Raw genomic sequence first — 10,958 nt, forward strand, 5'->3', positions numbered from 1 at the left:
TCGAGGGGTGACGCCCCGGGTACGGCCCGCCGGGCGCGGGCGTCAGGCCCAGAGCTGGCCGTCCAGCCGCTCCTCGGCTTCGTCGAGTGTGCCGTCGTACGCGCCGGTCGACAGGTACTTCCAGCCGGCGTCGGCCACCACGAACGCGATGTCGGCGCGTGCACCCGCCTTGACGGCCTTGTTCGCCACCCCGAGCGCGGCGTGCAGGATCGCGCCGGTGGAGATGCCCGCGAAAATGCCCTCCTGCAGGACCAGTTCGCGGGTGCGGCGCACGGCGTCGTACGGGCCGACCGAGAAACGGGAGGTCAGCACGGATTCGTCGTAGAGCTCGGGGATGAAGCCCTCGTCGATGTTGCGCAGCCCGTAGACCAGTTCGCCGTAGCGCGGTTCGGCGGCGACGATGTCGATCCCGGGCACGTGCTCGCGCAGGAAGCGGCCGGTGCCCATGAGCGTGCCGGTGGTGCCGAGGCCCGCGACGAAGTGCGTGATCTCGGGCAGATCGGCCAGGATCTCCGGGCCGGTGGTCTCGTAGTGCGCGAGCGCGTTGGCCGGATTGCCGTACTGGTAGAGCATGACCCAGTCCGGATGCTCGGCGGCGATCTGTTTGGCCAGCGCCACAGCCTGATTGGAGCCGCCCGCCGCCGGTGAGTCGATGATCTCCGCGCCGTACATGGTGAGCAGCTGCCTGCGCTCGACCGAGGTGTTCTCCGGCATGACGCACACCAGCCGGTAGCCCTTGAGCTTGGCCGCCATGGCCAGCGAGATCCCGGTGTTGCCGCTGGTCGGCTCGAGAATGGTGCAGCCGGGCGTGAGCAGCCCGTCGCGTTCGGCCTGCTCGATCATGCGCAGGGCGGGCCGGTCCTTGATGGATCCGGTGGGATTGCGGTCCTCGAGTTTGGCCCACAGGCGCACATGGTCGTCGCCGTCCCAGCGCGGGGACAGGGTCCGCAGCCCGACCAGGGGCGTGTTGCCGAGGGTCGCGATGAGCGACTCGTAGCGGGCCACCGGACTACCGGCCGCCGGTCGCGGTGTCCGGCGCGCCCCCGGCGACGGCGGGCAGGATGGTGACGGTGCCGCCGTCGGTGATCTCGGCGTCCAGCCCGCCCGCGAAGCGCACGTCCTCGTCGTCGACGTAGATGTTCACGTAGCGGTTGAGCTTGCCGTCCTTGAGCAGGCGCTCCTTGAGACCGGTGTGGTTGGCCTCGAGATCGTCGATGAGCGCGGCCAGGGTCGCGCCCTGCGCCTGGACTCGCTTCTCGCCCCCGGTGAGGGTGCGCATGATGGTCGGGATGGACACGGTGACCGACATGGGTTGGGCTCCTTCGTCGCGGGAGAGTGTGGTGGGGTGGGGTTCTTCCGGGCCCGCGGCTCAGTCCGGGGGCAGGATCAGGTGCACCGGTTCCTCGGTGACCACCCCGTCCACGATGCGGTAGCTGCGCAGTTCGTGCACCTCGGGATCGCGGGTGGAGATCAGCACGTAGTGCGCGTTGGGCTCGGACGCGTAGGAGATGTCGGTCCGGCTCGGGTACGCCTCGGTCGCGGTGTGCGAGTGGTAGACGACCACGGGCTCCTCGTCGGCGTCGTCCATCGCGCGCCACACGCGCAGCTGTTCACCGGAGTCGAAGCGGTAGAAGGTCGGCGAGCGCTCGGCGTTGACCATGGGGATGAAGCGTTCGGCGCGGTCCGAGCCCTCCGGCCCGGCGATCACGCCGCACGCCTCGTCGGGGTGGTCGGCGCGCGCGTGCGCGACCATCGCGTCCACGAGGTCGGCTCTGATCACCAGCACCGTCGAATCCTCCCGCCGGTTCGTGCCTGTGCGATGGGCTCACCGCTCGAAGGCGGTCAACCTGTCAGCCTAGGCAACCTATTCCCGGCGTGCCCGATGACACCCCCGCGCGCGGGGCCGGCGTATCGGGCGGCGGCCGGCCGGGACCGGGTCAGCCGCCGAACAGGTCCGCGTAGGACGGGATTCCGGCGACGGTCGTGGCCGAGAGGATGGCGTCCACGATCGCGCGTTCCACGCATACCGCTGCGGCCGTGCACAATTCGTCGAGCATGAGCAGGTCGGCCGGGAACGCGGGCGGCAGCGGGAAGGCCGGGGCGGACGGGGACGCGGTACCGGTGGCGAGGGCGAACAGGGTGTCGCCGTCCAGGGGCGAGTGCGCGGGGCGGATGGCGCGGGCGAGCCCGTCGTGCGCGGTTGCGGCCAGGCGGCGGCAGCCGGCCGGATCGAGCGCGGCGTCGGTGGCGACGACGCCGATGGTGGTGTTCAGGACCGTCCCCTTGACCGGGAGCGCGTTGGCCGCGGTCAGCGCGTCGGCGGCGGCCGGGCGCAGCCCGAAGTGCGCCGCGCCGTCGGTGCCCGCGCCCCAGGGCAGCCCGGTGCGCGGATCGAACACCGAGCCGACCGGATTGGCGACGATGAGCGCGCCCACGGTGATGCCCGCGGCCGGGCCCTCGGTGAAGTACACGCTGGCGGTGCCGACCCCGCCCTTGATCGACCCCGCGCGGGCGCCCGCCCCGGCGCCCACCGAACCGCGCGCGAACTCGACCGCAGCGGCCTCGGCGGCCAGGAAGCCGAAGTCGGCGGTGGGCCGAATGTGCCAGGCGCCCACCGGCAGATCGAAGATGACCGCGCCGGGGACGATGGGCACCACGCGCGTGGGGTCGGCGGGATCCATGGGGATGCCCTCGCCGTGTTCCTCGAGCCAGCGCATGACGCCGTCGGCGGCGGCCAGGCCGTACGCGCTGCCGCCGGTGAGCAGCACCGCGTTCAACCGCCGGACGGTGTTGCCCGGATCGAGCAGGTCGGTTTCGCGGGTGCCGGGACCGCCACCGCGCACGTCCACCGAGGCGGTCGCGCCGCCGGGCACGCGCAGCACGGTGCAGCCGGTGGCGGCGCCGGAGCCGAGGGTGGCGTCCGGGTCGATCGAGTGCTGGTGCCCGACCAGTACACCCACCACGTCGGTGATCGAATTACGCGGTCCCGCAACGGTGTTCACGGATTGCACCTCCGGTGGCCGGTTCTGGGTCAGGGTGCGAGCGCCTGCAGCAGCGAATCCTGCATCCAGGTCAGCCAGTGGTAGATCTCCAGGCTCGGCGCGCGCGGATCGTCCTCGTCGAGATGGTCGGGCGTGTCGGGGCCGATCTCGAGCGCGGTGCCCAGCGCCAGCCGGGTGTCGTTGAGCGCGGTCAGCCAGGCGTCGGCCTGTTCGGGGGTGAGCACGATCTTGCCGCCCTGGGGCGGGAGCGTCTCGAGCACGACCGATCCCGCGGCCACCTTGGTCTCGATGATGTCGGGTTCGTGCAGGCCGCGCAGGGCGCCGTTGAGTCCGGCGCGCTCGGCGTCGGGTGATCCGGGTTCGCTGCGATGGAAGTCCGGCAGCAGCCGGTGCAGCCTGGGATCATCCGGCGGGACGGTGTTGCCCGTCTGCAGCCCGGTCAGGGCGGCCAGTTCGTCCTCGGGGGCCGAACGCGCCCGCTCGGTGAGCAGTCCGCTGACGGCTCCGATGAGCGAGCGCAAGACCTCGGCCTCGTGCTCGTCCATCTCCGAACGCAGCTTCAGCCCGCCCAGGGAGTTCTTCCTGCTCCACTTCCGCACGGTTCAACCGTAGCCGTCCCGATCACTGGTCCCGTTGCATGGTGGCCCAGAGTCCGGCCGCGTGCAGGCGTTGCACGTCGTGTTCCACCTTGTCGCGCGAGCCGGAGGACACCACGGCCTTGCCCTCGTTGTGCACCTCGAGCATCAGTTCGGTGGCCTTGCCTTTGCTGTAGCCGAACAGCTTCTGGAAGATGTATGTCACGTAGTGCATGAGGTTGACCGGGTCGTCCCAGACCACGGTGACCCACGGCCGGTCCTCGGCCTCCAGAATCTCGGTGTGTTCGACCGTCTCCGGCGTCGCCTGGGGCGCGGAGGCGACGATCGCGGCGGACCCGGTCGCCACCTGTGCCGCCGAAGAAACCCCGATCACCCCTGCCGGACCGGCAGCGACCCGGACGGCGTCTTCCATGCACAGACCCATAACGTCCAGGGTACGACTCGACAAAGCAGAAACAACACCCCAGGCAACACGCCGGGCCGACGCGTTCGAAGATCGAGAATTCGGCAAAGTCCTGCGGGCGGCGATTCAGGGCAGTATGGAGCCCATGATCGCTGACGGAGTCAACAGCACGGCGTTGCTGACCGACCAGTACGAGCTGACCATGCTCGCCGCGGCCCTGCGGGACGGATCCGCGCAGCGGCGGTGCACCTTCGAGCTGTTCGCGCGCCGGTTGCCGCACGGGCGGCGCTACGGCGTCGTCGCGGGAACCGGCCGGCTGCTGGCGGCCCTGAGCGAATTCCGGTTCGGCGAACCGGAATTGGCGGTGGTGGCGAAGTTCCTGGACGAACCGACCGTGGCGTGGCTGCGCGACTACCGGTTCACAGGCGACATCGACGGGTATCGCGAAGGCGAGCTGTACTTTCCGGGCTCGCCGGTGCTCACCGTGCGCGGCACCTTCGCCGAATGCGTACTGCTGGAGACGCTGGCGCTGTCGATCTACAACCACGACAGCGCCATCGCCTCGGCCGCGGCGCGCATGGTGAGCGCGGCCGGCGGCCGGCGGATGATCGAAATGGGTTCGCGCCGAACGCACGAGCTCGCCGCGCCCGCGGCCGCCCGCGCCGCGTACCTGGCCGGGCTCGACGCCACCTCGAACCTGGAGGCGGTGCGCAGCTTCGGGGTGCCGGGCGCGGGCACCAGCGCGCACGCCTTCACCCTGCTGCACAGCGCCGCCGACGGACAGCACGAGGCCGCGGCCTTCCGCAGCCAGATCGAGGCGCTCGGGGTCGGCACCACGCTGCTGGTCGACACCTTCGACATCGCGCAGGGCGTCGCCACCGCCGTCGAGGTCGCCGGGCCCGAATTGGGCGGCGTGCGTATCGATTCCGGCGATCTGGGCGTGCTGGCACGGCAGGTGCGCGAGCAGCTCGACGGGCTCGGCGCCACCCGCACCCGCATCGTGGTGTCCGGCGATCTCGACGAATACGCCATCGCCGCGCTGCGGGCCGAACCGGTCGACGTGTACGGGGTGGGCACCGCGCTGGTGACCGGATCGGGCGCGCCCACCGCGGGGATGGTCTACAAGCTGGTCGAGGTCGAGGGGGTCCCGGTCGCGAAACGCAGCTCGCACAAGGAGTCTCGCGGCGGCGGCAAGAAGGCGGTGCGACTGGTGCGGCGCACCGGCACCCTGATCGAGGAGATCGTCTACCCCGAGACCGCGCAGCTGCCCGCGGCCAACGGGTACGAGGTGCGCGAGTTGCAGACGCCGCTGGTGCGCGCCGGCGCGGTCGTGCCCGGGCAGCCGACGCTGACCGAGAGCCGCGACCTGGTCGCGCGCGGCCTGGTCAGCCTGCCGTGGGAGGGGCTCAAACTCTCCGCGGGCGATCCGGCTATCCCGACGACCTTCCTGAGCTGATCCGGCGACGCAGCCACGCCACGCCCGCGACGGCCAGCACGCCCAGGATCAGCCCGCGGCCGTACAGGGCGACGGTGTCGTTGTCGGCGATCTCGATGAGGATCCCCATGGCGATGAGGAACAGCACCAACATGACCATGCGATTCACGGTGTTCTCCCGGTTCTCGGCGTTCGTCCCGTCCGGGTGCGCGGCACCGCCGCCCGGGCGGATGGACGGGTGACGCGCCCGGGCGGCACAATGCTCTACGCGGGCGGAACCGCCGCAGTTCATCCGCGATCCCCGGAGGTCGACCCATGAGCCGAGCCCTGATCGTCGTCGACGTACAGAACGACTTCTGCGAGGGCGGCTCGCTCGCCGTCGCCGGCGGCGCCGCGGTGGCCGAGCGGATCACCGAGTACCTGGGCGTGTCGGACTACGCCGCGATCGTCGCCACCCGCGACTTCCACATCGATCCGGGCGCGCACTTCTCAGAGCACCCCGACTACGTGGACAGCTGGCCCCCGCACTGCCGGGTCGGCACCCCCGGGGCGGACTTCCATCCGAGCCTCGATACCGCGCCCGTCGCCGAGATCTTCTCCAAAGGCGCTTATACGGCGGCGTATTCGGGTTTCGAGGGCACCGCCTCCGACGGCTCCACCACCCTGGCGGACTGGCTGCGCGCCCGCGACATCGACACCGTCGACATCTGCGGCATCGCCACCGACCATTGCGTGCGCGCCACCGCCCTCGATGCCCGCGCCGCGGGCTTCGGCACCCGCGTGCTGCTGGGCCTGACCGCCGCGGTCACGCCCGCCACCGTGCCCACCGCCCTGGACGCCCTGCGCGCCGCGGGCGTGGAGTTGGCCGGCGCCTTGGAGCGCTGACCACCTGCGCGCGTGCGTTCGCCGCCTTTCACGCGTAGGTTCACGACCCGTCACGAGATGCGCTCGCACCCGGTCACGCGGTGGATTCGCGGTCGGCCGCGCAGCGCCGGTGCGGTCCGGACCCAGGTTCGCGGGACCTTGTCGGCACCGGCCGTTAGGCTGGCCGCCGTGCCCGAACTCCCTCCCGTTCCCAAGCTCCTGTCCACCGCGGTGCAGGCACTCGGCGGTAAGGAACGCAAGGGTCAGCAGACGATGGCGGCCGCGGTCGCGCATTCCATCGACACCGGGGAGCACCTGGCCGTGCAGGCCGGGACCGGCACCGGTAAGTCGCTGGCGTACCTCGTACCGAGCCTGCGGCACGCGGTGCGCACCGGGCGCACCGTGGTGGTGTCGACGGCGACCATCGCGCTGCAGCGCCAGCTCGTCGACCGGGACCTGCCGCGCTTGACCGCGGCGCTGGCCGAACCGCTGGGGCGGGTGGCGCAGTTCGCGATTCTCAAGGGCCGCAACAACTATCTGTGCCTGAACAAGATCAATAGCGCGATTCCGGACGAACCCGCCGAGGCGGAACTGTTCGACGCCTTCGCCATCTCCCGGCTCGGACGCGAGGTGCAGCGCCTCAACGAATGGGTCTCCGACACCGAGACCGGCGATCGCGACGAACTCGCGCCCGGCGTCAGCGACCGCGCCTGGCGGCAGGTGAGCGTGAGTTCGCGTGAATGCCTGGGCAAGTCGCGCTGCGCGTTCGGGCAGGACTGCTTCGCGGAGAAGGCGCGCGCGGAATCCGGGGCCGCCGACGTGGTGGTCACCAATCACGCGCTGCTGGCCATCGACGCCATCAGCGGGATCCAGGTGCTGCCCGAACACGACGTGGTCGTGGTGGACGAGGCGCACGAACTGGTGGACAGGGTCACCGGCGTGGCCACCGCCGAACTCTCCACCGGCGGCATCAGCGCCGCGGCCAAGCGCTGCACCAAGCTCATCGACGAGCAGGAGGTCGATCGGCTCGAGGGCGCGGCGGAAGCCTGGCACGCCCTGCTCGATGATCTCGCGCCCGGCCGCTGGGACCGGATGCCCGACGGCGCGGCCCCGGTGCTGGCGCTGATCCGCGACGCCGCCTGGAACGCGCGCACCGCGCTCGCGCCGTCGGGTTCGGCGAATCCGCAGGCCGATCCGGAGTCGGCCGCGGCCCGCAATCAGGCGCTCTCGGCCGTGGAAGAGGTGCACGACGCCGCGGTGCGCGTGCTCACCACCTTCGAGGAGGCCGACCCGGCGGCCCATCGCGACGTCATCTGGCTCGCGGCCGACGACGTGCGCGGGGTCGCCCGGCGCACCCTGCACATGGCGCCGCTGTCGGTGGGCGGGCTGCTGCGCAGCCGGCTGTTCGGCGCGTCCACGGTCGTACTGACCTCGGCGACGTTGCAGGTCGGCGGCTCGTTCGACAATCTCGCGGTCACCTGGGGGCTACCGCCGGAGAACGCGAGCAAGGTGGATCCGGCACTCGCCAGCGGCATCGAAGCACCCTCGGACGCGGACAAACTGCGCTGGAACTCCTGCGACGTCGGATCGCCCTTCGACCACGCCAAGTCCGGAATCCTGTACGTGGCAAAGCATTTGCCCGCGCCCGGGCGGGACGGCCTGCCGCCGTCCTACCTGGAGGAGATCGAGCAGCTCATCGTGGCCGCCAACGGCCGCACCCTGGGCCTGTTCTCGTCCATGCGCGCGGCGAAGGCCGCCACCGAGGCCCTGCGCGAACGGCTGGACACCCCGATCCTGTGCCAGGGCGACGATGCCACCGGGGCCCTGGTGCGCAAGTTCGCCGACGACCCGGAAACCTCGCTGTTCGGCACCCTGTCGCTGTGGCAGGGCGTCGATGTCCCGGGGCCGTCGCTGAGTCTGGTTATCCTGGACCGCATTCCGTTCCCCCGCCCGGATGATCCGCTGCTGGTGGCGCGTCAGCGCGCGGTGGAATCGCGGGGCGGCAACGGATTTCTCTCGGTCGCGGCCAATCACGCGGCACTGCTGCTGGCGCAGGGCACCGGCAGGCTCCTGCGCAGCGTGGACGATCGCGGCGTCATCGCTATTCTGGATTCGCGACTCGCGACCGCGCGCTACGGCGGATATCTGCGGGCGTCGCTGCCGCCCTATTGGGAGACATCGGATCCCGCGGTCGTACGAAAAGCCTTGGAGCGTCTCACGAAAAGCGGCGCGCCGAGCAAGACTCCCGTGTGAGAACGCTCACAAGGTTGGTCCATACTTCCGTTCGAAAGTAAATTGGCTCTCGATACGCCGGTGGACCCCCAATTCCCACATCGGCTGTGTCCGTAGTCCCCGCGCCAAGCCCTGCACGCGGCGCGGGGACCCGAAACTTCGAATTACAACGCCCACTTGAGAATCAGCGTGCCGACCCCGGCCGCGAGCGCCAGGACCACCGCGCCCAGACCCCACACCAGCCCCTGCCGCTGCCACGGGCGGCCGGCGTCGAGGGAGTACCGGCCCGGACCGGTGAAGGCCAGCGTGGTGATCGCGATCGTGAACAGCAGCGCCATCTCGTAGACCGCCAGCCCGTCACCCCAGGTGGCGTGCAGCGCGTTGACCATGGTGCCCAGCGCGATCGCCGCGGCCAGCGGGGTCGCCAGGCCGAGCAGCAGGAGCAGGCCGCCGACGAGTTCGGTCACACCGGCGAGCGTGCCGAAGAGCGCGCCGGGGTTGTAGCCCATGGCGTCGAACGATTCCTGGGTCGCGGTCAGGCCGTACCCGTTGAACCAGCCGAAGAGCTTCTGCGCGCCGTGCACCGCCAGCAGCCCGCCGAAACCGGCCCGCAGGACCAGCAGGCCGACATCGGAGGCGGTGGCGTTCGCGGCGGCGGTGCCGGATTCGGGAGTGGCGGTGGCCTTTTCGGTGGTGGTCATGGCTCTCTCATTCCTCGTCGGTCCGGTGCTGTGGAAGCAACGTCGCGCACCGCTCCGATCCAGAGAACCGGACTGCGGTCCGCATCGCTGCCGACAGTTCCAACCAACCGGGCCGTGCCGCACGGTATTCCGGGCCTCACGACAGAGAAGATGTGACCCGCGTTACTCGGCGAGGAACCAAAAGTACGACAGGAAGACCAGCGCGAGCACCCACATGACCGGATGCACCTCGCGCGCACGGCGTTTGGCGATCATGACCACCGGGTAGAACAGCAGGCCCATCGCGATGCCGTTCGCGATGGAGTAGGTCAGCGGCATCATGATCACGGTGATGAACGCCGGAACCGCGTATTCCAAACGGCTCCAGTCGATATCGCCGAGCGCGCGGGACATGAGCACGCCCACCACGATCAGCGCGGGCGCGGTCACCGCCGGCACGCCCGCGACGACGGCGAACAGCGGGAAGAAGAACATGGCCGCCAGGAACCAGCCGGCGGTGGAGACCGCGGTCAGGCCGGTGCGGCCGCCCGCGCTCACCCCCGCGGTGGACTCGACGTACGCGGTGGTCGTCGAGGTGCCGATGATCGCGCCCGCGGTCGTGCCGACCGAGTCGGCGGCCAGCGCCTGCCCGGCGCGCTCGAGCTTGCCGTCCTTCGTGAGCAGCCCGGCCTGATTGGCCACGCCGATCAGGGTGCCCGAGGCGTCGAAGAAGTCGACGAAGAGCATGGTCAGCACCACGATGATCATCTGCCCGGTGAAGGCGTCGGGCAGATGAATGATCGCCTGGCCGAAGGTCTGATCGAGGCCGTGCGGCAGCGCCGCGACCGAACCCGGCAGTTCCACCAGGCCGCTGACGACGCCGACCACGGTGGTCGACAGGATCCCGTACAGCACCGCGCCGTGCCAGCCCAGCACCAGGAAGATCACCGTCACCAGCAGGCCGAACAGCGCGAGCAGCGTGGTGCCCTTGTGGAAGTCGCCCAGGTGCACGAAGGTCGCCTCGCTGGCGACCACGATGCCGGCGTTCTTGAGGCCCAGGAAGGCCACGAACATGCCGATGCCCGCGCCGACCGCGAGCTTCATCTGCAGCGGGATCGCGTCGATGATCTTCTCGCGCACCTTGGTGATGGCCAGGATGAAGAAGATGACGCCCGAGAGCAACGTGCCCGAGAGGGCCTCCTGCCACGGGATGCCCATGGTGAGCACGACGGTGTAGGCGAAGAAGGCGTTCAGGCCCATACCGGGCGCGAGGGCCACCGGGTACTTGGCCCAGATCCCCATCACCAGCGTGCCGACGACCGCGGCGACCGCGGTGGCGGTGAACACCGCCTGCATGGGCATGCCCTTGTCGCCCAGCGGACCCTCGTCGCCCAGGATGGCCGGGTTGACCGCGAGCACGTAGGACATCGCGAGGAAGGTGATCGTTCCGGCCATCAGCTCACGCCGGATGGTGGAACCGTGCGCGGTGACGCCGAAGTACTCGTCGACGCGCCCCTTGGTGCGCGTGAGGACGCCGGTGCTCATGGGTGTGGTGTCTCCAGTCGGCGGGTAACGGGGAACGGGAGCGGCGCCGGCAGGTACAGCAGGTGCCCTGGGCACCGTACTTGTCTGGTTCGCCGGAACTTCACTCGGCCCGGCGAATCGTGAGCAATCGCACCTGCCTCAACCAAGAAATCACAGCATCACCTGCGCAATCAGTGGGCAATTAAACTCATTACCCACCGG

General features: G+C 70.3%; 12 protein-coding genes. 3 read left to right on the forward strand and 9 right to left on the reverse strand.

From position 1 onward, the window contains the following. Positions 1-42: 42 nt before the first annotated feature. From ACWIGI_RS27995 to clpS, 6 genes are all read right to left on the reverse strand, one after another. Positions 43-1,005, reverse strand: coding sequence for a PLP-dependent cysteine synthase family protein (locus ACWIGI_RS27995; RefSeq protein WP_454205472.1), 963 nt, complete (start codon positions 1,003-1,005; stop codon positions 43-45). Between the two features lie 4 nt (positions 1,006-1,009). Beyond that, positions 1,010-1,309: a MoaD/ThiS family protein gene (locus tag ACWIGI_RS28000; protein WP_454205473.1), complete on the reverse strand. Its 300-nt coding sequence runs from the start codon at positions 1,307-1,309 to the stop codon at positions 1,010-1,012. A 60-nt stretch (positions 1,310-1,369) separates the two neighbouring features. Beyond that, the gene (locus ACWIGI_RS28005; protein ID WP_454205474.1) at positions 1,370-1,786 is read right to left on the reverse strand and encodes a Mov34/MPN/PAD-1 family protein; all 417 of its coding nucleotides are present in this window, start codon (positions 1,784-1,786) and stop codon (positions 1,370-1,372) included. 151 nt (positions 1,787-1,937) lie between these two features. Then, positions 1,938-3,002, reverse strand: coding sequence for a P1 family peptidase (locus tag ACWIGI_RS28010; RefSeq protein ID WP_454205475.1), 1,065 nt, complete (start codon positions 3,000-3,002; stop codon positions 1,938-1,940). Positions 3,003-3,031: 29 nt separating this feature from the next. Then, positions 3,032-3,601, reverse strand: coding sequence for an oxidative stress transcriptional regulator AosR (gene aosR, locus ACWIGI_RS28015; RefSeq protein WP_454205476.1), 570 nt, complete (start codon positions 3,599-3,601; stop codon positions 3,032-3,034). Between the two features lie 22 nt (positions 3,602-3,623). Further along, entirely contained in the window at positions 3,624-4,010 is a 387-nt protein-coding gene (gene clpS, locus ACWIGI_RS28020) for an ATP-dependent Clp protease adapter ClpS (RefSeq protein ID WP_454205477.1), read from the reverse strand. 136 nt (positions 4,011-4,146) lie between these two features. Here clpS and ACWIGI_RS28025 point away from each other — a divergent pair, with 136 nt between their 5' ends. Beyond that, positions 4,147-5,457 (forward strand): nicotinate phosphoribosyltransferase, encoded by a 1,311-nt coding sequence (locus ACWIGI_RS28025; protein WP_454205478.1) that lies wholly within the window; start codon positions 4,147-4,149, stop codon positions 5,455-5,457. On the opposite strand, the gene ACWIGI_RS28030 is transcribed toward ACWIGI_RS28025, so the two are convergent. Then, the gene (locus tag ACWIGI_RS28030) at positions 5,432-5,596 is read right to left on the reverse strand and encodes a hypothetical protein (protein ID WP_454205479.1); all 165 of its coding nucleotides are present in this window, start codon (positions 5,594-5,596) and stop codon (positions 5,432-5,434) included. The genes ACWIGI_RS28025 and ACWIGI_RS28030 overlap by 26 nt on opposite strands. Before the next feature lie 155 nt (positions 5,597-5,751). On the opposite strand from ACWIGI_RS28030, the gene ACWIGI_RS28035 reads away from it, so the two are divergent. After that, complete coding sequence (locus tag ACWIGI_RS28035) at positions 5,752-6,321, forward strand: isochorismatase family protein (protein ID WP_454205480.1); 570 nt, start codon at positions 5,752-5,754, stop codon at positions 6,319-6,321. Positions 6,322-6,489: 168 nt separating this feature from the next. Beyond that, a complete protein-coding gene (locus ACWIGI_RS28040; RefSeq protein WP_454205481.1) occupies positions 6,490-8,553 on the forward strand; it encodes an ATP-dependent DNA helicase in 2,064 nt (687 codons plus the stop codon). A gap of 143 nt (positions 8,554-8,696) precedes the next feature. Here the strand turns inward: ACWIGI_RS28040 and ACWIGI_RS28045 are convergent, their stop codons facing one another. Together ACWIGI_RS28045 and ACWIGI_RS28050 are read right to left on the reverse strand one after the other, a co-directional pair. Next, complete coding sequence (locus ACWIGI_RS28045; RefSeq protein WP_454205482.1) at positions 8,697-9,233, reverse strand: DoxX family protein; 537 nt, start codon at positions 9,231-9,233, stop codon at positions 8,697-8,699. Positions 9,234-9,395: 162 nt separating this feature from the next. After that, a complete protein-coding gene (locus ACWIGI_RS28050) occupies positions 9,396-10,757 on the reverse strand; it encodes an NCS2 family permease (protein WP_454205483.1) in 1,362 nt (453 codons plus the stop codon). Positions 10,758-10,958 lie beyond the last annotated feature (201 nt).

Source organism: Nocardia sp. NPDC055321, assembly GCF_053645575.1.

Excerpts from the sequence above, each read along its gene's own strand:
- ACWIGI_RS28000 (WP_454205473.1), bottom strand. The coding sequence starts at position 1,309 with ATGTCGGTCACCGTGTCCATCCCGACCATCATGCGCACCCTCACCGGG.
- clpS (WP_454205477.1), bottom strand. The coding sequence starts at position 4,010 with ATGGAAGACGCCGTCCGGGTCGCTGCCGGTCCGGCAGGGGTGATCGGG.
- ACWIGI_RS28025 (WP_454205478.1), top strand. The coding sequence starts at position 4,147 with ATGATCGCTGACGGAGTCAACAGCACGGCGTTGCTGACCGACCAGTAC.
- ACWIGI_RS28030 (WP_454205479.1), bottom strand. The coding sequence starts at position 5,596 with ATGGTCATGTTGGTGCTGTTCCTCATCGCCATGGGGATCCTCATCGAG.
- ACWIGI_RS28035 (WP_454205480.1), top strand. The coding sequence starts at position 5,752 with ATGAGCCGAGCCCTGATCGTCGTCGACGTACAGAACGACTTCTGCGAG.
- ACWIGI_RS28045 (WP_454205482.1), bottom strand. The coding sequence starts at position 9,233 with ATGACCACCACCGAAAAGGCCACCGCCACTCCCGAATCCGGCACCGCC.
- ACWIGI_RS28050 (WP_454205483.1), bottom strand. The coding sequence starts at position 10,757 with ATGAGCACCGGCGTCCTCACGCGCACCAAGGGGCGCGTCGACGAGTAC.